The sequence below is a fragment of the Streptomyces sp. JH14 genome (assembly GCF_029428675.1).
Classification (GTDB): domain Bacteria; phylum Actinomycetota; class Actinomycetes; order Streptomycetales; family Streptomycetaceae; genus Streptomyces.
Genome location: NZ_JAJNEL010000001.1, coordinates 4,911,711 through 4,934,863, shown reverse-complemented (window position 1 = coordinate 4,934,863; position 23,153 = coordinate 4,911,711). Strand labels below are relative to the sequence as shown.

Genomic DNA, 23,153 nt, shown 5'->3' with positions numbered 1-23,153 from the left:
GAGGGGGGCGCGCATCAACCGCTCCGCCACCCGAACGAGTGAACATCACTCCCGAGTTGGCGAACAAGTCTCCCCCCGGGCGCGAATTCGCACACCCGGGCCATGGGCTGGAACTTCCGCGCAGGCTTTGGCAGGATGCCCGCCCGCACCCGCACGGAGCCGTTCGTTCCGCTCGACGCGGACCGCTGACCTGCCGGTACGGCCCAACGCCGGGCCATGCAGGACTGGTGAAGACGTCGTGCAGACTTGCCGCATGCGTATCGACTTCGCCACCGCTCCCGGCCGGCCCGAACGCCCCAACGAGGACTGGGCGGCCACCGTACTTCCGGCGTCCGGCCAGGGCGGGGTGCTGGTCCTGCTCGACGGCGTCACCCCGCCGCAGGGCGGGAGCGGTTGTGTGCACTCCGTCCCGTGGTTCACCGCGCGACTGGGTGGATCGCTGGCCGAACTGTCCGGTTCGCGGCGGGATCTGACCCTCAAGGAGATCCTGTCCGAGTCCATCCGGCGCACCGCGGACGCACACCGCTCCTCGTGTGACCTTTCTCACGTGCGTACGCCACAGGCGACCGTCGTGATGGCGCGTTGGAGCGAACGCGAGATCGAACACCTGGTCCTCTCCGATTCGGTGCTGCTGCTCGAATCGCCGGACGGATCGGTGCGCGCACTGCTCGACGACCGGCTCGACCGGCTACCTCCGGGCTCTCTGGCCACCGAGGCGATCGCCGACGCACAGGCGCGGAACAAGGAGGGCGGCTTCTTCACCGCCGCCGCCGATCCGGAGGTGGCGGCCCGCGCGGTGACCGGCCGGACGCCACGCGCAGAGGTACGGGCGGTGGCCGCGCTGACGGACGGCGCGAGTCGCTGGACCGAAATGTTCCGCGAAGGGGACTGGTCGGCCTGCCTCGGGGTGCTCCACAAGGAGGGCGCGCAGGAGCTGATCGACCGGGTCAGGGCGCTGGAGGACGCGGACACGGAGCGTACGTATCTGCGCCGCAGCAAGACGCACGACGACGCGACGGCCCTCTACGCGGTGCTGTAGGTCGCCCGGGTGGAGGGGCGGCCGGGGACGTGGGGGGGCGCTCCCCGGTGTGGGTGGCTTCCAAGGGAGCGGGGTCCGAAGAGCGCCCGAGGACGCCGGTCCGGGCCCGCGCCTGCCGGGGTCAGTCCTCGGCCCGGGCATTCAAGTGGTGCAGCAGCCTGGCCAGTTCCGCCACCTCGGCCCGGTCCCAGTCGGCCAGTTTGCGTACGTACCGCTCGCGCCGGGCGTCGCGGACGCTCCGGTAGCGGGCGAGACCCTCCTCGGTGAGATGCACGAGAAAGGCCCGCCCGTCGGCCGGGTCGGGCTCGCGCGCCACCAGTCCGAGGTCCTCCAGGGCCCGCAGCTGACGGCTCATGGTCGCCTTGCCGACCCCGAAGTACCCCGCGAGATCGGTGGCCCGCTGCTGCCCCGCCGACTCCAGCCGCACGAGGAGTCCGTACGCCGCGGCCTCCAGGTCGGGGTGGACCTCGCGCGCCATTTCGCCGGAGTTGGACCGTGCGCGACGCAGGAAAACGGCCAACTCCCGCTCCAGCGCCAGGAATTCCTGGTCCACACCACTCGACCCGGCCGCGCCGGGGTCACTCCCGCTCTCGCTCCCGTGCACGTCAACACCCCTCATGAGCTTTCCTGCCGCTGAAAGTTTCTTTCACCACCGGCCATCGCCGCAGCTCGGTCAGTATTTCGCAGGCGTAGACCAACGGCAGCGCCCAGGCCCTCTTCCGCCGTGCGGGTCTACGTGCGTAGCGTCATGAATGACATGTCCACACCATGACATGTCATGGGGCGCGCCGAGCCGCACCCCCCGGTCGACAGATCCCCCCACCGAGGCCTCGGAGGCACGCAATGCCCGTGCACAGATCCGGATCCGGAACGACCCGACGCTCACGCTTCGCGGCGATGGGCACTCTCCTCGCAGCCCTCTCGCTTCTGCTCACCCTGCCCGGCGCGGCCACCGCCGCCAACTCCCCCGCCGGCGTCACCCTCCCCGCACGCGGGACAGCCAGGATGGGCATGGGCGTCGTCGCCCATGACGGCCAGGGCGGACTGCCGCGCGACACGAGGGCCGTGCAGACCGAAGGCGTGGACGTCGCCAGCTACCAGGGCAACGTCAACTGGGCGACCCTCTGGAACAGCGGCGTGAAGTGGGCCTATGCCAAGGCCACCGAAGGCACGTACTACACCAACCCCTACTTCGCCCAGCAGTACAACGGCTCGTACAACATCGGCATGATCCGGGGCGCATACCACTTCGCCACCCCGGACACCACGAGCGGCGCCACCCAGGCCAACTACTTCGTGGACCACGGCGGCGGCTGGTCGAAGGACGGCAAGACGCTGCCCGGCGTCCTCGACATCGAGTGGAACCCGTACGGCGACCAGTGCTACGGCAAGACCGCGGCGAGCATGGTCTCCTGGATCCGCGACTTCGTGAACACGTACAAGTCGCGCACCGGCCGCGACGCGGTGATCTACACCGCGACCAGCTGGTGGCAGACCTGCACCGGCAACAACGCGGGCTTCGCCGCCACCAACCCGCTCTGGGTGGCCCGCTACAACACCACCGTCGGCACGCTCCCGGCCGGCTGGACCTACTACACGATCTGGCAGTACACGTCGTCCGGCCCGACCGTCGGTGACCACAACCACTTCAACGGCGCCCTCGACCGCGTACAGGCTCTCGCCAACGGCTGAGCCCCCGCCTCACGGAGCCCCGGTGACGCACCCCGTCACCGGGGCTCCGTCGTGTCCACCGCACCGGCACCCCCGACAGACCCCGGCACGGACCAGGCATTTCACGCCGCAAGCGGGTTCCCGGGCCCCACTATGCACTCGACGTATACATCGTGTGTATAGTCCTGCTCGTCGCACGTCGCGTGTGCCGTTCAGCCATGAGGGAGTGACCCGCCTTGCGCAGGAAGACGAAGTCGATCGGTACGGGGTTGGCCGCCACTCTTGTGACGGCACTCACACTGACGCTCAGCGGCTGCTCGACGCAGACCGTCGCCCCGGCCTCGCAACGGGCGTCCGCGGCATCCGATGCCAAGGGCTCGTTCGGCCCGGTGGACTGCCGCGAGGCGAAGTGCATAGCGCTGACCTTCGACGCGGGTCCGGGCGACGACACCCCACATCTCCTCGACATCCTCAAGGAGAAGAGGGTGCACGCCACCTTCTTCCTGCTGGGCAGGAACCACGTGCTCAAGCACCCCGACACCGTGCGCCGCCTCCAGGCGGAGGGCCACGAGGTGGCCAACCACACCTGGTCGCACGAGATCCTGACGGACAGGAAGCCCGCCGAGATACGCGCCGAGCTGGAGAAGACGCAGGACGCGATCGCGGAGATCACCGGTAGGAAGCCGCGGCTGATGCGCCCGCCGCAGGGCCGGACCGACGACACGGTCTCCGGCATCAGCAAGGAGCTGGGGCTCTCACAGATCCTGTGGAGCGCCACCGCCAAGGACTACTCGACGACCGACTCCGCACTGATCAAGAAGCGGATACTCGACCAGGCGAGCAAGGACGGCATCATCCTGCTGCACGACATCTACAAGGGGACCGTGCCCGCGGTGCCGGGCATCATCGACGAGCTGAGGAAGCGCGGCTACACCTTTGTGACCGTCCCGCAGCTGATGGCACCCGCCGAGCCGGTGCCGGGGGCCGTCTACCGCCCCTGAGCACGACCGGTCAGCACACACGGCAGGGCCCCGGCAGCGGTGCGCCGGGGCCCTGCCGCTCAGCTGCCGCTACCCGCAGAAGCCCGCGGGGCGTTCGCCGGTCACCGGGTCCGTCCAGCTGGTGGCGCCGTCGATCCACACCACCCGCCTGCCGGTGTCCGCCGCTGCGTACGACTGCCCACCGCCGTTCGCGCCCCGGACATGCGGAACGGCCCGCACCGCCCTCTCGGGGGTGCGGGCCGTCCGACCGGCCGCGCACGTCATGCCACGCCCGTCACGCCATGGCGCTCACGCCGCGGCCGGGATCCTCTCCTCCGGCGCCCTGGACGAAGCCGGGGCGAGGGCGATCTCCAGCACCTGACGGACATCCGTCACCGGGTGGACCTCCAGCCTGTCGAGGACCTCGGCCGGGACATCGTCCAGATCCGCCTCGTTCCGCTTCGGGATCACCACGGTCGTGATCCCCGCCCGATGGGCGGCCAGCAGCTTCTGCTTCAGCCCGCCGATCGGCAGTACCCGCCCGGTCAGCGACACCTCACCGGTCATCGCCACATCCGTACGGACCAGCCGCCCGGAGAGCAGCGAGGCCAGTGCCGTCGTCATCGTGATGCCGGCGCTGGGGCCGTCCTTCGGGACCGCGCCCGCCGGGAAGTGGATGTGCACTCCGCGGTCCTTGAGGTCGGCGACGGGCAGTTCCAGTTCGGCGCCGTGCGACCGCAGGAAGCTCAGCGCGATCTGCGCGGACTCCTTCATGACGTCGCCGAGCTGACCGGTGAGGGTCAGTCCGGAGGCACCGGTCTCCGGATCGGCCAGCGACGCCTCCACGAAGAGCACATCGCCACCGGCACCGGTCACCGCGAGTCCGGTCGCCACGCCCGGCACCGCGGTGCGGCGCTCGGCCGGGTCCTGGGCGGACTCGGGAACGTGGTGCGGCCGCCCGACAAGACCCCGCAGGTCCTCGTCGGTGATGGTGAACGGCAGCTCCCGGTCGCCCAGTTCGTGCTGGGCCGCGACCTTGCGGAGCAGCCGGGCGACGGCCCGTTCGAGGTTGCGCACGCCCGCCTCGCGGGTGTACTCGCCGGCCAGCTTGCGCAGCGCCGACTCGTCGAGGGTGACCTCGCCCTTCTCCAGACCGGCCCGTTCCAGCTGGCGCGGGAGCAGGTGGTCGCGGGCGATGACGACCTTCTCGTCCTCGGTGTAGCCGTCGAGCCTGACCAGCTCCATGCGGTCGAGCAGGGCCTCCGGGATGGCCTCCAGGACGTTGGCGGTGGCCAGGAAGACGACGTCGCTGAGGTCGAGCTCGACCTCCAGATAGTGGTCGCGGAAGGTGTGGTTCTGCGCCGGGTCGAGGACTTCGAGCAGCGCCGCGGCCGGGTCGCCGCGGAAGTCGGAGCCGACCTTGTCGATCTCGTCGAGCAGGACGACCGGGTTCATGGAACCGGCCTCCTTGATCGCGCGGACGATGCGTCCGGGGAGGGCGCCGACGTACGTACGCCGGTGGCCGCGGATCTCCGCCTCGTCCCGCACACCGCCGAGCGCGACGCGGACGAACGTGCGCCCCATGGCGTGCGCGACGCTCTCGCCGAGGGACGTCTTGCCGACGCCGGGGGGACCGACGAGGGCCAGCACCGCACCGCCACGGCGTCCGCCGACGACCCCGAGGCCCCGGTCGGCACGGCGTTTGCGTACGGCGAGGTACTCAGTGATCCGCTCCTTCACATCCTCCAGGCCCGCGTGCTCGGCGTCGAGGATCTCCTTGGCGGCCCGGATGTCGTACGCGTCCTCGGTGCGTTCGTTCCACGGCAGTTCGAGGACGGTGTCCAGCCAGGTCCGGATCCAGGAGCCCTCCGGACTCTGGTCGGAGGAGCGCTCCAGCTTGTCGACCTCCTTGAGCGCGGCCTCGCGGACGTGCTCGGGAAGGTCGGCGGCCTCGACGCGCGCCCGGTAGTCGTCGGACTCGTCCTCGGGGTCACCGTTGAGCTCGGACAGCTCCTTGCGCACGGCTTCGAGCTGCCGCCGCAGCAGGAATTCGCGCTGCTGCTTGTCGACGCCCTCCTGGACGTCCTTGGCGATGGACTCGGCGACGTCCTGCTCGGCGAGGTGTTCGCCCAGCCACAGGATGGCGAGCTTCAGCCGGGCGACCGCGTCCGCGGTCTCCAGGAGCTGCACCTTCTGAGCGGTGGTGAGGAAGGGGGAGTATCCGGAGTTGTCGGCGAGCGCGGAGACGTCGTCGATCTGCTGGACCCGGTCCACGACCTGCCAGGCGCCGCGCTTCTTCAGCCAGCTGGTGGCGAGGGCCTTGTACTCCTTGACCAGCTCGGCGGCGGCACCGGGAAGCGGCTCGGGGACGGACACGTCCACCCGGGTCCCCTCCACCCAGAGGGCGGCCCCGGGTCCGGTGGTCCCGGCCCCGATCCTCACCCGGGCACGGCCACGGATCAGTGCACCCGGGTCGCCGTCCGAGAGCCGGCCGACCTGCTCGACGGTGCCGAGCACACCGGTCCCGGTGTACGTCCCGTCGATCCGCGGCACGAGCAGCACCTCGGGCTTGCCTCCACCCGGCCGGACGGCTGCCTGAGCGGCCTCGACGGCTGCCCGCACATCGGTGTCTGACAGGTCGAGCGGAACCACCATTCCAGGCAGCACGACCTCGTCGTCGAGCGGCAGCACGGGCAAGGTCAGCGGAGTGACCGCGTTGGACTCAGTAGCCATGATCTCCCCTTCGGCATTCAAGTTGAGCTATGCAGACTCAATGCTGCTGACTGCCTGTATGTTCCCGGGGCCGCGTTCGCTCTGAGCGATCTTCTTCCGCCGCATCCGTCACCTGCGAAAACCGCTCGCGGCCGACCGCACTCCGGGGGGAGAGTGCTCGTATGGGTGACACAGAGCCGCGCGACAGAGGCCTCGCCGAGGACGGGACGATCAGACGCGAGGGCTCGCTGAGCCACGTGACGGCAGCGTTCGCCCCCGTGGTCGAGGCGGCCCGCTCCCGGATCGCCGATGCCTTCGGCGCCGCGCGGCTGCACAGCGCCTACCTCTACGGCAGCATTCCGCGGGGCACCGCCATTCCCGGCGTCTCGGACCTGGACCTGCTGCTGGCCCTGCGCGACGAACCGACCGAGGGCGACCGGGCCGCCGCCCGCTCCGTCGAGGCCGCACTCGACGCCTCGTGCGACCCGATCGACGGCGCCGGCATCCTGCTCTTCGGCGCCGGCACCCTCCTCAGCCGACTCGAACGCAACGACATGGGCTTCTTCGTCGCCTGCCTCTGCACCCCTCTTCTGGGCGACGACCTCGCCACGCAACTGCCCCGCTACCGCCCCACTCCCCTGCTCGCCCGTGAGACCAACGGCGATCTGCACCTGTCGCTCCCCCGCTGGCGCAGCCGGGCCGCCGGGGCCACCACCGACGCGGAACGCAGGAGCCTCAGCCGCGGCGCCGCCCGCCGTGTCGTGCGGTCCGGTTTCACGCTGGTCATGCCGCGCTGGGACGGCTGGACCAGCGACCTCGGTGAGTCGGCGGAGATCTTCGGCCGCTACTACCCGGAGCGGCTCGACCAGATGCGCATCGCCGCGGCCACCGCACGCACCCCGTCGGCGGACCCGGCGGTCCTCACCCTGCTCATCGACGATCTGGCGCCGTGGCTGGCAGCCGAGTACGTCGCGGTGCACGGCGAGAAGGCCCCCCGCCCCTACTGACCCAACCGGACACGCCCTCCCGAGGCTCCGGCAGCGGCGGCCGGGGAGCGGCGTCGAGCCATGGGGCGCATCGACCGGAAGCGCGGCGCGCGGCCGGAATCACGTGACCATGTCCCTCGACTCCTCACGCCCCGCCCGGAGCCGCCCTCCTGGCCCCGGCCGCACCATCCGGCAAGGATGGTGGAAACCCGTCCGCCACCTACCGGAGACCGAGGACATGCCCACCGCCTACCGCCACACCGCTCACAGCCCGGTCACGCTCGACCGCCGCGAAGGAGCGTACGGGGAGGTCGTCCTGCGGGAGCGGGGGGACGACTTCGAGATCATCGCCAATGGCTGCTTCCTGATGGACACCGCGGACGGGCGCTCCGAGCGACTGCTGATCGACGCCGCGCTCGCGGCGCTGCCCGCCGGGCCGACGCGCCCCTCGGTGCTCATCGGGGGACTCGGGGTCGGCTTCTCGCTGGCGCATGCCGCCGCCGAGCCGCGCTGGGGGCGGATCGCGGTCGTCGAGCGGGAACAGGCGATCATCGACTGGCACCTGGACGGTCCGCTGGCCCGGATCTCCGGTACGGCGCTCGCCGATCCACGCACGGCGATCCTGGCGACGGATCTCGTCGCGTATCTGCACACGACTACGGACCGTTACGACGCACTGTGTCTGGACATCGACAACGGCCCGGACTGGACGGTCACCGAGGAGAACGGAAGCCTGTACTCCGCCGCGGGCCTCGCGGACTGCCGGGAACGGCTCAATCCGGGCGGGGTACTGGCCGTATGGTCCGCGCAGCCGTCCGCCGCCTTTGAACAGGCCTTGCGAAATGCCGGATTTGATGGCGTAAGAACAGAAGAGGTACATGTCGCCCGAGGTGTGCCCGACGTGGTTCATCTCGCACTTCGGGCCGGCTGAGGTTCCCCCACCGGGTATGCGGGGCCCCCGGACGCCCAGGGGCCAAGCGCCACAAGGCAGACACTCCGCCGCCTGCTCGCGTCCAACCCGTTCCCCTGCCGTTACACCCTGCGTAGCCGGGAGCAGCCCACTGCCTTTACGCTGCTGAGCGGCAAACAGGATCACCCACGAAATTCACAAGCGAAGACCGTGCGTCCGGGGGAATGACCTCCGCGAGAACGGGCAGGGGCGGGGCGATGGAACAGACACACACCACCCACAACGGTGTCGCGGCCACCCCGGGCGCGCAGCGCCGGGTCCTGGTGGTCGAGGACGACGCGACAATTGTCGACGCCATTTCCGCCCGCCTGCGGGCGGAAGGCTTCCTGGTGCAGACGGCGCTCGACGGCCCGGCGGCCGTCGACGCGGCCGAGGCCTGGCAGCCGGATCTGATGGTGCTCGACATCATGCTTCCGGGCTTCGACGGCCTGGAGGTCTGCCGCCGGGTGCAGGCCACACGGCCGGTGCCGGTGCTGATGCTGACCGCCCGGGACGACGAGACCGACATGCTGGTCGGCCTCGGTGTCGGCGCCGACGACTACATGACCAAGCCGTTCTCCATGCGGGAACTCGCGGCCCGGGTGCATGTCCTGCTGCGCCGGGTGGAGCGCGCGGCACTGGCCGCGGTGACGCCGCGCAGCGGCATCCTGCGCCTCGGCGAGCTGGAGATCGATCACGCGCAGCGCCGGGTCCGGGTACGCGCCGAGGACGTCCACCTGACGCCGACCGAGTTCGACCTGCTGGTCTGCCTGGCCAACACGCCGCGCGCCGTGCTCTCCCGCGAGCAGCTGCTCGCCGAGGTCTGGGACTGGGCGGACGCCTCCGGCACCCGTACCGTCGACAGCCACATCAAGGCGCTGCGCCGGAAGATCGGCGCGGAGCGGATCCGTACCGTGCACGGTGTCGGTTACGCCCTGGAGACCCCGGCGCCATGACCCGGCCCGGTTCCGGACTGCGCCCTTTCTCGATCAAGGCCAAACTGGGCACGCTCGTCGTGGTCTCGGTGTTCATCACGACCGGGCTGCTGATGGTGGCGGTGCGTACCAGGACCGAGCTGCGGTTCATCACGGTGTTCTCGGTGATCGCGACGCTGCTGATCACCCAGTTCGTGGCGCACGGTCTGACGGCGCCGCTGGACGAGATGACGCGGGTGGCCCGGTCGATCTCGCAGGGCGACTACACCCGGCGGGTGCGGGGCGCCGGCCGGCGCGACGAGCTCGGCGACCTGGCGCAGACGATCAACCTCATGGCGGACGACCTGGAAGCCGTGGACCTGCACCGCAAGGAGCTGGTGGCCAATGTCTCGCACGAGCTGCGCACTCCCATCGCGGCACTGAGAGCCGTCCTGGAGAACGTCGTGGACGGCGTCTCCGCCGCCGATCCCGAGACCATGCGCACGGCACTGAAACAGACGGAGCGCCTCGGCAGGCTGGTGGAGACGCTGCTGGACCTGTCCCGGCTGGACAACGGGGTGGTCACCCTGAAGGCCCGCCGCTTCGAGGTGTGGCCGTATCTCTCGGGCGTGCTGAAGGAAGCGAACCTCGCCGCCTCGTACCGCCGGCTGTCCTCCGGTTCCGGGAACCACACCCGTACGGACGTACATCTGCACCTGGATGTGTCGCCGCCCGAGCTGACCGCGCACGCGGACGCGGAGCGGCTGCACCAGGTGGTGGCCAATCTGATCGACAACGCCGTCAAGCACAGTCCGCCGCACGGCCGGGTCACGGTGCGCGCGCGGCGCGGGGCGCTGCCGGAGTCGCTGGATCTGGAGGTCCTGGACGAGGGCCCCGGCATTCCGGAGTCCGAGCGGCGCCGCGTCTTCGAGCGTTTCAACCGTGGCGTCGTGCCGTCCCCGCACGGTCCGGGCAGCGACGGCGGCACGGGCCTGGGGCTGGCCATCGCCCGGTGGGCCGTGGATCTGCACGGCGGTCGCATCGGAGTGGCCGAATCAGCTCGCGGTTGCCGCATCCAAGTCACCCTTCCGGGGATCCCTCAGTCACGCAGTTGACATAGGGTTCGAAGCGGAAGGGCACGTTCTACGTCTCGTCCCACGCGGGGATACGGTCCATGGGGCCGTAACCACGATCCCGCGTACCCGGAGGAAGCGGAACCAGGCTTGTTTCCCGCCATTTCGTGCGCCGAAACCCGCTCTTTGATGTGACTTGCACGACGAAGACCGGCCCGGTCTGCATGGAACGGTCAAGGAGGCGTAGCCTTGATTTCCGCTGTCCATCACCTTGTGAAGCGGAAGAGGGCGGTTGCCGCCGTGTCGTCTCAGTCCCCCAGTAACTCGAGCATCTCGACCGACCAAGCCAGCCCGGGCTCGAACCCGGCTGCCGCTTTCGGCCCCAATGAGTGGCTCGTCGACGAGATCTACCAGCAGTACCTCCAGGATCCCAATTCGGTCGATCGCGCCTGGTGGGACTTCTTCGCCGACTACAAGCCGGGTACGTCCGGCACGGCGGACAAGCCCGTTCCCGGTGCCGCAGCCGCGGGGGCTGCGGTGACCGCGGCCCCGGCTGCCACCGCACCGGTCCAGGTCGACCACGCCGCACCGGCACAGCCCGCGGCACCGGCCCCGGTCGCTGCACCTGTCGCACCGGCGAAGGCCGCGCCTGCTGCACCTGCCGCGCCTGCCGCACCGGCGAAGGCCGCACCGGCCGCGCCGGCTGCTCCCGCCGCTCCGGCCGCGAAGGCCCCCGCCAAGGCGGCCCCGGCCACCGCGGCGGCCGCAGGCCCCGAGTACGTGACGCTGCGCGGCCCGTCCGCCGCCGTTGCGAAGAACATGAACGCCTCGCTGGAGCTGCCGACGGCCACGTCCGTCCGCGCCGTTCCGGTGAAGCTGCTCTTCGACAACCGCATCGTCATCAACAACCACCTCAAGCGCGCCCGCGGCGGGAAGATCTCCTTCACGCACCTCATCGGGTACGCGATGGTGCAGGCCCTCAAGGCCATGCCGTCGATGAACTACTCCTTCGCGGAGAAGGACGGCAAGCCGACGCTGGTCAAGCCGGAGCACGTCAACCTCGGCCTGGCCATCGACCTGGTGAAGCCGAACGGCGAGCGCCAGCTGGTCGTCGCGGCCATCAAGAAGGCCGAGACGCTCAACTTCTTCGAGTTCTGGCAGGCGTACGAGGACATCGTCCGCCGCGCCCGCATCGGCAAGCTCGGCATGGACGACTTCACCGGAGTCACCGCCTCGCTGACCAACCCCGGCGGCATCGGCACCGTCCACTCGGTGCCCCGCCTGATGCCCGGCCAGGGCCTCATCATGGGTGTCGGCGCGATGGACTACCCGGCGGAGTTCCAGGGCACCTCCCAGGACACCCTGAACAAGCTGGGCATCTCCAAGGTCATGACGCTGACCTCGACGTACGACCACCGGGTCATCCAGGGCGCCGCCTCCGGCGAGTTCCTGCGGATCCTGGCCCAGCTCCTGCTCGGCGAGAACGAGTTCTACGACGAGATCTTCAAGGCGCTGCGCATCCCCTACGAGCCGGTCCGCTGGCTCAAGGACATCGACGCCTCGCACGACGACGACGTCACCAAGGCCGCCCGGGTCTTCGAGCTGATCCACTCCTACCGGGTCCGCGGCCACGTCATGGCCGACACCGACCCGCTGGAGTACCGCCAGCGCAAGCACCCCGACCTGGACATCACCGAGCACGGCCTCACCCTGTGGGACCTGGAGCGGGACTTCGCGGTCGGCGGTTTCGCCGGCAAGACGATGATGAAGCTCCGCGACATCCTCGGTGTGCTGCGTGAGTCGTACTGCCGCACCACCGGCATCGAGTTCATGCACATCCAGGACCCGAAGCAGCGCAAGTGGCTCCAGGACCGGGTGGAGCGTCCGCGCCCGAAGCCTGAGCGCGAGGAGCAGCTGCGGATCCTGCGCCGCCTCAACGCCGCCGAGGCGTTCGAGACGTTCCTGCAGACCAAGTACGTCGGCCAGAAGCGGTTCTCGCTGGAGGGCGGCGAGTCCGTCATCCCGCTGCTCGACGCGGTCATCGACTCCGCCGCCGAGGCCCGCCTCGACGAGGTCGTCATCGGCATGGCCCACCGCGGCCGGCTGAACGTCCTGGCGAACATCGTCGGCAAGTCCTACGCGCAGATCTTCCGGGAGTTCGAGGGCAACCTCGACCCGCGGTCGATGCACGGCTCCGGCGACGTCAAGTACCACCTGGGCGCCGAGGGCACCTTCACCGGTCTGGACGGCGAGCAGATCAAGGTCTCGCTGGCCGCCAACCCCTCGCACCTGGAGGCGGTCGACCCGGTCCTGGAGGGCATCGCCCGCGCCAAGCAGGACATCATCAACAAGGGCGGCACGGACTTCACGGTCCTGCCCGTCGCGCTCCACGGCGACGCGGCCTTCGCGGGCCAGGGCGTCGTCGCCGAGACGCTCAACATGTCGCAGCTGCGCGGCTACCGCACCGGCGGCACCGTGCACGTGGTGATCAACAACCAGGTCGGCTTCACCGCCGCCCCGGAGTCCTCGCGCTCCTCGATGTACGCCACGGACGTGGCGCGCATGATCGAGGCGCCGATCATCCACGTCAACGGCGACGACCCCGAGGCCGTCGTCCGGGTGGCCCGTCTCGCGTTCGAGTTCCGCCAGGCGTTCAACAAGGACGTCGTGATCGACCTCATCTGCTACCGCCGCCGCGGTCACAACGAGGGCGACAACCCGGAGTTCACCAACCCGCAGATGTACACCCTGATCGACAAGAAGCGCTCGGTGCGCAAGCTGTACACCGAGTCCCTCATCGGTCGCGGCGACATCACGCTGGAAGAGGCCGAGCAGGCGCTCCAGGACTTCCAGGGCCAGCTGGAGAAGGTCTTCGCGGAGGTCCGCGAGGCCACTTCGCTCCCGACTCAGACGCATGTCCCGGAAGCGCAGCCCGAGTTCCCGGTGGCCGTCACCACCGCGGTCTCCGCGGAGGTCGTGAAGCGCATCGCCGAGTCCCAGGTCAACATCCCCGAGCGGATCACGGTCCACCCGCGCCTGATGCCGCAGATGCAGCGCCGCGCCGCCTCGGTGGAGAACGGCACGATCGACTGGGGCATGGGCGAGACCCTGGCCATCGGTTCGCTGCTGATGGAGGGCACCCCGGTCCGGCTCGCCGGCCAGGACACCCGCCGCGGCACCTTCGGTCAGCGTCACGCGGTCCTCGTGGACCAGGTGACCGGCGAGGACTACACCCCGCTGCTCTACCTCTCCGACGAGCAGGCCCGTTACAACGTCTACGACTCGCTGCTCAGCGAGTACGCGGCGATGGGCTTCGAGTACGGCTACTCGCTGGCCCGCCCGGAGTCGCTGGTCATCTGGGAGGCCCAGTTCGGTGACTTCGTCAACGGCGCTCAGACCGTCGTCGACGAGTTCATCTCCTCGGCCGAGCAGAAGTGGGGCCAGACCTCCGGCGTCACGCTGCTCCTGCCGCACGGCTACGAGGGCCAGGGCCCGGACCACTCGTCCGCCCGCCCGGAGCGCTTCCTCCAGATGTGCGCGCAGGACAACATGACGGTCGCCATGCCGACGCTCCCGTCGAACTACTTCCACCTCCTGCGGTGGCAGGTGCACAACCCGCACCACAAGCCGCTGGTCGTCTTCACCCCGAAGTCGATGCTCCGCCTCAAGGCGGCGGCGTCGAAGGTGGAGGAGTTCACCACCGGCGGCTTCCGCCCGGTCATCGGCGACGAGTCCGTCGACCCGAACGCGGTCCGCAAGGTCGTCTTCTGCGCCGGCAAGGTCTACTACGACCTCGAGGCCGAGCGCGAGAAGCGCGGCGTCACGGACACCGCGATCATCCGTCTGGAGCGCCTGTACCCGCTGCCGGGTGCCGAGCTCCAGGCCGAGATCGCCAAGTACCCGAACGCCGAGAAGTACCTGTGGGCCCAGGAGGAGCCGGCCAACCAGGGTGCCTGGCCGTTCATCGCCCTGAACCTGATCGACCACCTGGACCTGGCCGTCGGCGCCGACGTCCCGCACGGTGAGCGCCTGCGCCGCATCTCGCGGCCGCACGGCTCGTCCCCGGCGGTCGGCTCGGCCAAGCGGCACCAGGCGGAGCAGGCTCAGCTGGTCGCCGAGGTCTTCGAGGCCTGATCAGCGGCTGTACGAACCGGAGGGCCCGGCCCCGCGAGTGATCGCGGGGCCGGGCCCTCCGGCGTGTGCGGGGTGCGGCCCGCGCCGGCCTCGGATGATCTGCGGCTCGAAGTCCCGGAACGGACGGGTCCGCGAACGCTCCGAGACCGTGCGCACGTGCTGGCGCCCAGCGTGGCGACGAGGTCGTCCAGCGCCTCGGTCTCGGCCTTGTCGGCCCGTTGGCTGTCCCGGATGCCCCGCAGATCCGCCGCGTGCGCGATCCGGGCGGAGAGCGTCAGCGGATGGGTCCGGCCGAGCGTCCCGGTGGCCCGCGCGGCACAGGCGTCGGTCAGCGCGGCGGCGGATTCCGGGTCGCCGACCATGTTGCGCAGCGCCGAGGTGTTGACCGCACATCCCAGCGTCCACGGGTCACGCGATACGGGCCTCACTGTCGCTCATGACACCCCCCGTTCCCCCAACTCACGGAGGACTGACGGCAGTACGCAGCCGATGCGAGACACATGGCCCATGACGCCGGGACCGGATGCTGCGGTTCTCGGCCGCCTCCCGGCGCCCCGCGGACGGCCCCGCCCGTCCTCCCTCCCGCCCCCCTCGGGGCGCCCACCAGGCATTAAACTGGCCGCCATGTACTTCACCGACCGTGGCATCGAGGAGCTGGAGAAGCGACGCGGCGAGGAGGAGGTCACCTTCGAGTGGCTCGCCGAGCAGCTGCGTACGTTCGTCGATCTCAACCCCGACTTCGAGGTGCCCGTCGAGCGCCTCGCCACCTGGCTGGCCCGGCTCGACGACGAGGACGAGGACGACGAGTAGGCGCAGGCCCTCCTAAGGGCTGTCCCGCGTTCCGGCGTCGCCCCGGATCCGGTCGTACGCGAGGCCGGCCGCGCCGTGCACGATCAGCAGCACCCCCGCGAAGGCCCACCCTCCGCTGCGCCGGCCCATGCCCCAGGCGACGAGCGGGAGGCCTGCGGCCAGCTGGGCGACGGCGAGTGCGCGGGCCCTGGGGCCGCGTACCCACGGGCCGAGGCCGCCGCCCTCGACGGCGTCGAGTTCCAGCCTCACGGCGTCGCGCCAGCCCGCCCACGCGATCCGTTCCGTCCCGGCCCCACGGCCGGCCGCAGCGTGCAGCCGGCCGGCGGGTTCGCCGGGTTCGAGACCCGGTGGGAGCTCCAGCCCGAGACGGGTGAGGACGGCGAGCAGTCCACGCAGCCGGGTGCGGGCGTCCGCATCGGGGTCGGGGCGGGTCAGCACCTCAAGCCCCTGGACGTCCAGGACGGGATCGAGACCGAGCCGTGCGGCGAACGTCCACATCGCCTCGTCCTCCCCGGCGGGGGTGCCGTCCGCCAGCCAGACGTAGCCGACGGGCCGGCGGAAGCCGGACGCGAGAGTGCAGCCGGCCCGGTCGCCGTCCCACCACAGCGCGACGACCGGCCAGGGGGCTCCGACCGCGAGTGCTGTGGCCCAGCCGCCCAGCACGCTGTCGACCGGCTGCTCCCCCGCCTCCTGGCCACCCCCGTCGCCGTTCTCCCGCCAGGGCGTGCCCTCCGGCACGAGGACGCTCCACCCGTCACCGGCGGGGGCGAGCAGCATCCGCTCGCGCAGCAGACGGGCCACCGGCCGTACGGAGTCGGGCTCGGCCCGGCACAGCAGCAGCGCGCCCACGGATGATGTCGCGTTCATGTCCCACACCGTAGGGCAATTTGCCCATATTGAGCGCTATTTGATCCATCCATGGCACCTCGCTCTCCCTTGACTTCCCGAATCCGCGATATATCGTGTTCTGTAAGAGACGCGATATGTTGCGTCGCACTGCGTTCCTCCGGGAGGTCAGATCCATGCCTGTGTCGACGTGGGCCATCGCCGAGCCTCGGAAACTGACCTTCGACGCCCCGGTGACGTCGCTCAATGTGCGCATCGCCAATGGCACGGTCAATGTCGTGGGCACCGACGAGCCGACCACCCGGCTGGAGATCTCCGGGATCGAGGGGCCGCCGCTGATCGTGACCCAGCAGGACGGCAGCCTCTCGATCGGCTACGACGACCTGCCCTGGCACGGTTTTCTGAAGCTCTTCGACCGCAAGGGCTGGCACCGCAGCGCGGTCGTCTCGCTCGCCGTGCCGGCCGGATCGGCGGTGGAGGTCGGCGTGCTCGGCGCCGGAGCGTTCGTCTCCGGCATCCGGGGGCGCACGGATGTGCGCGGCGTCAGTGGGGACACCGCGCTGGTCGGCCTCGCCGGTACGGTCCGCGCGGACACGGTCTCCGGCAACGTGGAGGCCCAGGCCGTCACCGGCAGCCTCCGCTTCAAGTCGGTCTCCGGCGATCTGACGGTCGTCGAGGGGGCCGGGACCTCCGTACGGGCCGATTCGGTCAGCGGCAACATGGTGCTGGACCTGGACCCGACCGGTGAGCCGACGGACATCCGGCTGACCACGGTCTCCGGCGAGGTGGCCATCCGGCTGCCGCACCCGGCGGACGCGACGGTCGAGGCGAGCACGGCGAGCGGCCCCGTCTCCAACGGCTTCGAGGATCTTCGGGTCACCGGCCAGTGGGGGGCGAAGAAGATCACCGGCACCCTCGGTGCCGGCACGGGGACACTGAAGGCCACCACCGTCTCGGGCGCGATCGCCCTGCTCCGCCGCCCACCCGCCGAGGACGACGGATCCGACGCCGAGCCGACCGGAAAGGTGCTCTGACATGCCTCCCGTATTCGCCCATGGGCGCCTGCGCCTCTATCTGCTCAAGCTGCTGGACGAGGCCCCTCGTCATGGCTACGAGGTGATCCGGCTCCTGGAGGAACGCTTCCAGGGGCTGTACGCACCCTCGGCGGGCACCGTCTATCCCCGCCTGGCCAAGCTGGAGGCCGAAGGCCTGGTCACGCATACCACCGAGGGCGGCCGCAAGGTCTACTCGATCACCGACGCCGGCCGCACCGAACTGGCCGGCCGCACCGGCGAACTCGCCGATCTGGAACTGGAGATCCGCGAATCGGTCTCCGAACTGGCCGCCGAGATGCGCGACGACGTGCGCGGCGCCGCAGGCAAGCTGCGCAGCGAGATGCGGGCGGCGGCCGGCGAGACGCGGCACACCGCCGCCGGCGGTGCCGGTGCGAAGGGCGACCGGGGGTCCCCCTTCGGCGACTTCGGCGACAACGAGGCGTGGCGCACCGCCAAGGAGGAACTGCGCAAGGCCAAGCAGGAGTGGAAGGAACAGGCCCGCCGGGCCAAGGACGAGTCGCGGCGTGCCCGCGAGGAGGCCCAGCAGGCCCGCCGCCAGGCCAAGGAGGCCCAGGACAGGGCGCGCGAGCAGATGCAGAACGCGGCCCGGCAGGTCCAGGAACACTTCGCCCGGGGCGACTGGCCCACCGGCGTACGGGAAGGGCTGGCCGAGATCACCGGCCGCCTCGGCGGGCTCGCGGCGACGGGCGGCTGGCCCCCGTACGTCAAGCCGGACCCGGCGGACGCGGACCCCGAGTGGGGCAAGGACACGGTCGGCACGGGCGACCCGGCCCGGGACCTGGACCGCCTGCTCGACCGCTTCCGCGACGACATCCGCGACACGGCCCGGGACCGGGGCGTCACGCAGGCCCAGCTGACGGAGGCCCGCCGCCATCTGTCGACGGCGGCGGCCCACATCGGCGCACTGCTGCGCAAGGACACCCCTGCGGAGGAGGGCGATGCCGAGGGCCGTGGCACCACGTCCGGCGACAAGGGCACCGACGGCGCGCACTGAGCCGGCGGGGGGAGCCTGCCGTACCGGACGGGCTCCCCCACCCGCCCCGGGGGGATCCCGTCAGCCCGCCTTGGCCTGCCCCTGCGCACCCCCGTCCCCGTACAGCGCACGGGTCACCGTCTCGTGCGTAGCCCCGTGCTCAGCCAGCACGTCGGCGACCACACCGGGGATGACGGTGAGCGCCAGCAGGATGTGTTCCTCGCCGATGAACCGGTCGCCGCGCCCGAGTGCGATCCGCAGGGACCTCTCCAGGACGGTCTTCGCCCCGCGGTTGAAGGGCACCCGCCCGGACCGGCCCCGGCGGTCCTTCCGGTCCTCCGCCAGTGCGCCCTCGCCGTGGGCATCCTCGATCCGCGCGACGATCTCCGTCACGTCGATGCCGATTCCGGCGAGTGCGTCCGTATCGGCCTTGGTCAGGCCGCCGCGGCGGTCCGCGGCGGCGAGCGCCGCCTCCACCGAGGCGCGGCGGTCGGTGAGGCCGAGCGCGGTGACGGCGAAGGAGGCCCCGTCGCTGCCCCGCTGATCCAGCAGGGTGAGCAGCATGTGCTGCTCGGTGACGGCGCGGGAGCCCGCCTTTTGAGCGCGGTCCACGGCGCCGGCCACCACGGCACGGGCACCGGCACTGAATCGTTCGAACATCAATTCCTCCCGTACTTCTTGTGCACGGCCTGCCGGCTGACGCCCAGTTCGGCGGCGATCTCCTGCCAGGACCAGCCCTGGACGCGGGCACTTCTGACCTGTACGGCTTCGAGCTGCTCCAGCAGCCGCCGCAGCGCGACGACGGCCCGCAGCCCGACGCGCGGGTCGCGGTCGCCGGCGCGCGCGGCGAGATCCGTTGCTTCCGTCATGGTGTCAACTTACGTTGACATGGAGCCCATGTCAACCACAGTTGACACGGCGGATCCCCGGCCGGACGCACGACGGCGGCGGGGGCGAAGGCCCCCGCCGCCGGTACGGACGGAGTGACGACTGCCATGAGATCCACCCATCGGCACATGCGCGGATCTCATGGACCGAACCGATGCACCGTCACGGTGCGTCAGGAAGCCGTAAGTACGATCTTTCCGAACTGGTCGCCCGAGGCAAGCCGTTCGAACCCTTCGCGGGCTCGGTCCAGCGGCAGCACCTCGTCGATGACGGGCCGCACCCCGGTCGTCGCGCAGAACGCCAGCAGGTCCTCCAGCTCGTCCTTGGACCCCATCGTCGAACCGACGACCCTGAGCTCCAGGAAGAAGATCCGGGTCAGCTCGGCGTGCGAGGGGCGGTCACCGCTGGTCGCGCCGGAGATGACCAGGGTGCCGCCGGGGCGCAGCGACTTCACCGAGTGCGACCAGGTCGCGGCGCCGACGGTCTCGATGACGGCGTCGACACGCTGCGGCAGCCGCGCGCCCGGCTCGTACGCCTCGATCGCACCGAGCTCGACGGCCCGCTTGCGCTTGGTCTCGTCCCGGCTGGTTGCGTAGATCCGCAGCCCGGCCGCTCTGCCGAGGACGATCGCGGCGGTAGCGACACCGCCGCCCGCTCCCTGCACGAGGACCGAGTCGCCGGGACGTACCCCGGCGTTGGTGAAGAGCATCCGGTACGCGGTGAGCCAGGCGGTCGGCAGACAGGCGGCCTGCTCGAAGGTGAGCTCCTTCGGCTTGGGCAGCACATTCCAGCTGGGGACGGTGACCTGCTCGGCGAAGGTGCCCTGGTAGCGCTCGGTGAGGATGGAGCGGGGCTCGTTCGGGCCGACGCCGTGTCCGGTCTGGCCGATGACGGAGTGCAGGACGACCTCGTTGCCGTCCTCGTCGACGCCGGCGGCGTCGCAGCCGAGGATCATCGGCAGCTTGTCCTCGGCGAGGCCGACGCCACGGAGGGACCACAGGTCGTGGTGGTTGAGCGAAGCGGCCCGGACCTGAACCGTGGTCCAGCCGGGCCGCGCCTCGGGTGCCGGGCGTTCGCCCAGCTCAAGGCCGTTGAGGGGGTGGTCGCGGTCGATGCGGGATGCGTAGGCGGCGAACATGGCGCCGACACTAGGCGCGGCGCCGGTGCGACGGAACCGGCCGGGCGTGTGACGTAGCCCGCGTGCGCAAGCGGGCCCCGGCGGGGGCGGCCTTCCGGCCCCCGAGAGGGTCCCCCACGCTCTTGAGGCCATGGAGGAGTGCGCCGTTCGGGGTCCGGGGCGCAGCCCGGGTCCCGGGAGAGGGCGGGGCGGGGAGAGGGCCCGTCACAGTCCCCGCACCCCACCCGCCCAGCCCGCCTCAGCGGCGCGCCACACCCTCCGCACGGGCCGCCGCGGCCACCGCGGCGGTCACTGCCGGAGCGACCCGCTCGTCGAACGGCGACGGGATCACGTAGTCAGCAGCCAGCTCGTCCCCCACGACATCCGCCAGCGCGTTCGCCGCAGCGATCTTCATGCCCTCCGTGATCCGCGACGCACGGACCTGCAGCGCCCCCGCGAAGATCCCGGGGAAGGCGAGCACGTTGTTGATCTGGTTCGGGTAGTCGGAACGCCCCGTCGCCACGACCGCCGCGTACTTGTGCGCGATGTCGGGGTGGACCTCCGGGTCCGGGTTCGCCATGGCGAAGACGAACGCACCGGGCGCCATCGACGCGACCGCCGCCTCCGGCACCGTGCCGCCGGAGACGCCGATGAAGACGTCGGCGCCGACCAGCGCGGTCTCCAGGGACCCGGAGATACCGGCCCGGTTGGTGAGCTCCGCCAGCTCGCGCTTGACGTCCGTCAGGTCCTCGCGGTCCCGGCTGACGATGCCCCTGCGGTCGGCGACGGCGACGTCCCCGAGTCCCGCCTCCAGCAGGAACTTCGCGATCGCCACCCCGGCCGCGCCTGCGCCGGAGATGACGCCGCGCAGGTCGCCGAGGGTCCGCCCGGACAGCTTCGCGGCGTTCCGCAGGGCGGCCAGCGTGACGACGGCGGTGCCGTGCTGGTCGTCGTGGAAGACCGGGATGTCCAGCCGCTCCTTGAGCTTGCGCTCGATCTCGAAGCAGCGCGGGGCCGAGATGTCCTCCAGGTTGACGCCCCCGAAGGACGGCGCGAGACGGACGACCGTCTCGACGATCTCGTCCGCGTCGGTGGTCGCAAGCGCGATCGGCACGGCGTCGACGCCGCCGAACTGCTTGAACAGGATCGCCTTGCCCTCCATCACCGGAAGGGACGCCTCCGGGCCGATGTCGCCCAGGCCGAGCACCGCGGTGCCGTCCGTCACGACGGCGACGACCTGCGACTTCCAGGTGTAGTCGTGGACCAGCTCGGGGTTCTCGGCGATGGCGCTGCACACCTTGGCGACGCCGGGCGTGTACGCGAGGGACAGGTCGTCCTTGTCACGGATCGGGACGGTGGACTGCACGGCCATCTTCCCGCCGCGGTGGAGCGCGAAGGCCGGATCGAACGGATCCTCGACGGCGCCCTCGCCGCTCTTGTCGGTATTGCTGTCGCTGCGAGGATTGACGATCTCCGCTGCCATGGTGTTGACCCCTTAAGTCTTCAACGTTTGAGGGTGGCCACTCCTGATTGAGGAGGGGTGGGCGGGCACCACGTACGTGCCCTGCGCCGGGCGGTTGGCCCGCCCCGGCAGGGGGAGGTACGTACGCGCGGGCGCGCCGCACACGCGCCCTGGGCCCCGGATGAGGGGTGTAAACGTCTTTCTTACCGGACGGACCGCTTCACGGACGAGTCCATACCGGCGCGGTGATGTGCCTCATAGTCGAAAACCTGGACAAGTCCGCCAACACACGAAATATGCGCCAGCATGTGAGACACGCCGTAGATTCTCCGGCTGAAAGAAGGAAAACCCTTGGAAGGTCCGGCCTTGATGTACCGGCCTCTTGGGGTTCGGGGATCGCCCGTTACCCGATTTTGACATGACTGGCACCCTGAATGGGCTAGTCCGAATGGCAAGATGCCCCTAATCGCACGAGGCGGCGACATCCGACGATGTGTGCCAACCGCCTGGCAACTCCACCCTTACCTGCCGGAGGAACCCGATCATGACCGCACGCACCACCCGTCGCACGGCCGCAACGTCCAGGATTGCAGCGGTCTGCGCCATCGCGGTCGCCGGCACCATGCTGCTGACCGCCTGTGGCGACCAGACGAAGAGCGACGACACGAAGAAGAGCACGGACTCCTCCAAGTCCGCCGCACCGCTCGCCAACCTGCTGCCGGCCGACGTCAAGGCCAAGGGCAAGATCATGGTCGGCTCCGACATCGCGTACGCGCCGGTCGAGTCCACGGACGCCTCGGGCAAGACGGTGGGCATCGACCCGGACATCGCCGAGGCCCTCGGCAAGCAGCTCGGGGTGACGTTCGAGTTCCAGAACGGCAAGTTCGCCGACCTCATCGCCGGTCTCGCGGCCAAGCGGTACGACATCGCCATGTCGGCCATGACGGACACCAAGGACCGTCAGAACGGCATCGACGGCGACACCAAGAAGAAGGTCGGCGCGGGCGTCGACTTCGTCGACTACTTCACCGCCGGTGTCTCGATCTACACCAACAAGGGCGCCGACAACGGCATCAAGACGTGGGACGACCTCTGCGGCAAGTCGATCGGCGTGCAGACCGCCACCTTCTCGCAGGACCTCGCCAAGGCCCAGGCCAAGAAGTGCACCGCGGCCGGCAAGAAGACCGTGAAGATCGAGGACTTCCCGACCAACCCCGAGGCCGAGACGCGGATGCGCTCCAAGGGCGTCGACGCGGTGTCCGCGGACTTCCCGATCGCCGCGTACTCGGTGAAGCACTCCGGCGACGGCAAGTACTTCGAGATCGTGGGCGACCAGGTCGAGGCGGGCCCGTACGGGATCGCGCTCGCCAAGGGCAACGACAAGCTGCGGGACGCCATCCAGGCCGCCCTGCAGGCGATCATCAAGAACGGTGAGTACGACAAGATCATCGCCAAGTGGGGCGTCGAGGCCGGCGCCAACCACGACGCGAAGATCAACGGTGGCTCCTGACCCGGGTTCGATA

Annotated in this window: 20 protein-coding genes and 1 pseudogene; 12 read left to right on the top strand and 9 right to left on the bottom strand. The window is 70.4% G+C overall.

All coding sequences use genetic code 11. From position 1 onward, the window contains the following. Nucleotides 1-253: 253 nt before the first annotated feature. The gene (locus LRD69_RS22460; protein WP_277328337.1) at nt 254-1,039 is read left to right on the top strand and encodes a protein phosphatase 2C domain-containing protein; all 786 of its coding nucleotides are present in this window, start codon (nt 254-256) and stop codon (nt 1,037-1,039) included. Nucleotides 1,040-1,160: 121 nt separating this feature from the next. Here the strand turns inward: LRD69_RS22460 and LRD69_RS22455 are convergent, their stop codons facing one another. Then, on the bottom strand, nt 1,161-1,643 hold the full coding sequence (locus tag LRD69_RS22455) for a MarR family transcriptional regulator (protein ID WP_277329844.1): 483 nt from the start codon (nt 1,641-1,643) through the stop codon (nt 1,161-1,163). A 239-nt stretch (nt 1,644-1,882) separates the two neighbouring features. On the opposite strand from LRD69_RS22455, the gene LRD69_RS22450 reads away from it, so the two are divergent. Both LRD69_RS22450 and LRD69_RS22445 read left to right on the top strand, forming a co-directional pair. Beyond that, the gene (locus LRD69_RS22450; RefSeq protein ID WP_277328336.1) at nt 1,883-2,731 is read left to right on the top strand and encodes a lysozyme; all 849 of its coding nucleotides are present in this window, start codon (nt 1,883-1,885) and stop codon (nt 2,729-2,731) included. Nucleotides 2,732-2,946: 215 nt separating this feature from the next. Further along, on the top strand, nt 2,947-3,711 hold the full coding sequence (locus tag LRD69_RS22445; RefSeq protein ID WP_277328335.1) for a polysaccharide deacetylase family protein: 765 nt from the start codon (nt 2,947-2,949) through the stop codon (nt 3,709-3,711). Between the two features lie 69 nt (nt 3,712-3,780). On the opposite strand, the gene LRD69_RS22440 is transcribed toward LRD69_RS22445, so the two are convergent. Further along, on the bottom strand, nt 3,781-3,975 hold the full coding sequence (locus LRD69_RS22440; protein ID WP_277328334.1) for a hypothetical protein: 195 nt from the start codon (nt 3,973-3,975) through the stop codon (nt 3,781-3,783). Between the two features lie 24 nt (nt 3,976-3,999). Further along, nucleotides 4,000-6,423, bottom strand: a complete 2,424-nt coding sequence (lon, locus tag LRD69_RS22435; RefSeq protein ID WP_277328333.1) for an endopeptidase La — start codon at nt 6,421-6,423, stop codon at nt 4,000-4,002. A gap of 161 nt (nt 6,424-6,584) precedes the next feature. Between lon and LRD69_RS22430 the strand changes: the two genes are divergently transcribed. The 5 genes from LRD69_RS22430 (at nt 6,585) to LRD69_RS22410 (ending at nt 14,458) form a co-directional block, all read left to right on the top strand. Beyond that, a complete protein-coding gene (locus LRD69_RS22430) occupies nt 6,585-7,409 on the top strand; it encodes a nucleotidyltransferase domain-containing protein (RefSeq protein ID WP_277328332.1) in 825 nt (274 codons plus the stop codon). Between the two features lie 217 nt (nt 7,410-7,626). Next, complete coding sequence (locus LRD69_RS22425; protein ID WP_277328331.1) at nt 7,627-8,319, top strand: spermidine synthase; 693 nt, start codon at nt 7,627-7,629, stop codon at nt 8,317-8,319. A 236-nt stretch (nt 8,320-8,555) separates the two neighbouring features. Continuing rightward, nucleotides 8,556-9,293, top strand: coding sequence for a response regulator transcription factor (locus tag LRD69_RS22420; RefSeq protein ID WP_267001914.1), 738 nt, complete (start codon nt 8,556-8,558; stop codon nt 9,291-9,293). After that, on the top strand, nt 9,290-10,366 hold the full coding sequence (locus LRD69_RS22415) for a HAMP domain-containing sensor histidine kinase (protein WP_277328330.1): 1,077 nt from the start codon (nt 9,290-9,292) through the stop codon (nt 10,364-10,366). Before LRD69_RS22420 ends, LRD69_RS22415 begins: the two co-directional genes overlap by 4 nt. Before the next feature lie 258 nt (nt 10,367-10,624). Next, entirely contained in the window at nt 10,625-14,458 is a 3,834-nt protein-coding gene (locus tag LRD69_RS22410) for a multifunctional oxoglutarate decarboxylase/oxoglutarate dehydrogenase thiamine pyrophosphate-binding subunit/dihydrolipoyllysine-residue succinyltransferase subunit (RefSeq protein WP_277328329.1), read from the top strand. 99 nt (nt 14,459-14,557) lie between these two features. On the opposite strand, the pseudogene LRD69_RS22405 reads toward LRD69_RS22410, so the two are convergent. Then, nucleotides 14,558-14,865 (bottom strand): annotated as a pseudogene (locus LRD69_RS22405) (ATP-binding protein); the annotation flags it as partial. 217 nt (nt 14,866-15,082) lie between these two features. On the opposite strand from LRD69_RS22405, the gene LRD69_RS22400 reads away from it, so the two are divergent. Continuing rightward, complete coding sequence (locus LRD69_RS22400) at nt 15,083-15,268, top strand: DUF6104 family protein (protein ID WP_007266501.1); 186 nt, start codon at nt 15,083-15,085, stop codon at nt 15,266-15,268. A gap of 12 nt (nt 15,269-15,280) precedes the next feature. Here LRD69_RS22400 and LRD69_RS22395 read toward each other — a convergent pair whose 3' ends face one another. Beyond that, nucleotides 15,281-16,135: a hypothetical protein gene (locus tag LRD69_RS22395; protein ID WP_277328328.1), complete on the bottom strand. Its 855-nt coding sequence runs from the start codon at nt 16,133-16,135 to the stop codon at nt 15,281-15,283. Between the two features lie 155 nt (nt 16,136-16,290). On the opposite strand from LRD69_RS22395, the gene LRD69_RS22390 reads away from it, so the two are divergent. Together LRD69_RS22390 and LRD69_RS22385 are read left to right on the top strand one after the other, a co-directional pair. Continuing rightward, the gene (locus LRD69_RS22390; RefSeq protein ID WP_277328327.1) at nt 16,291-17,148 is read left to right on the top strand and encodes a DUF4097 family beta strand repeat-containing protein; all 858 of its coding nucleotides are present in this window, start codon (nt 16,291-16,293) and stop codon (nt 17,146-17,148) included. Nucleotide 17,149: 1 nt separating this feature from the next. Continuing rightward, the gene (locus LRD69_RS22385) at nt 17,150-18,184 is read left to right on the top strand and encodes a PadR family transcriptional regulator (RefSeq protein WP_277328326.1); all 1,035 of its coding nucleotides are present in this window, start codon (nt 17,150-17,152) and stop codon (nt 18,182-18,184) included. Nucleotides 18,185-18,244: 60 nt separating this feature from the next. Here the strand turns inward: LRD69_RS22385 and LRD69_RS22380 are convergent, their stop codons facing one another. The 4 genes from LRD69_RS22380 to LRD69_RS22365 all read right to left on the bottom strand — a co-directional run bounded on the left by LRD69_RS22380 (nt 18,245) and on the right by LRD69_RS22365 (nt 21,651). Beyond that, a complete protein-coding gene (locus LRD69_RS22380; protein ID WP_277328325.1) occupies nt 18,245-18,823 on the bottom strand; it encodes a Clp protease N-terminal domain-containing protein in 579 nt (192 codons plus the stop codon). Next, the gene (locus tag LRD69_RS22375) at nt 18,823-19,032 is read right to left on the bottom strand and encodes a sigma factor-like helix-turn-helix DNA-binding protein (protein ID WP_030915748.1); all 210 of its coding nucleotides are present in this window, start codon (nt 19,030-19,032) and stop codon (nt 18,823-18,825) included. Before LRD69_RS22375 ends, LRD69_RS22380 begins: the two co-directional genes overlap by 1 nt. Before the next feature lie 191 nt (nt 19,033-19,223). Continuing rightward, complete coding sequence (locus tag LRD69_RS22370; protein ID WP_277328324.1) at nt 19,224-20,189, bottom strand: zinc-binding dehydrogenase; 966 nt, start codon at nt 20,187-20,189, stop codon at nt 19,224-19,226. A 238-nt stretch (nt 20,190-20,427) separates the two neighbouring features. After that, nucleotides 20,428-21,651 carry an NADP-dependent malic enzyme gene (locus tag LRD69_RS22365; protein WP_277328323.1) on the bottom strand — a complete coding sequence of 408 codons (1,224 nt, stop codon included), beginning with the start codon at nt 21,649-21,651 and terminating at the stop codon, nt 20,428-20,430. Between the two features lie 523 nt (nt 21,652-22,174). Here LRD69_RS22365 and LRD69_RS22360 point away from each other — a divergent pair. Further along, nucleotides 22,175-23,140, top strand: a complete 966-nt coding sequence (locus tag LRD69_RS22360; protein ID WP_277328322.1) for an ABC transporter substrate-binding protein — start codon at nt 22,175-22,177, stop codon at nt 23,138-23,140. Nucleotides 23,141-23,153 lie beyond the last annotated feature (13 nt).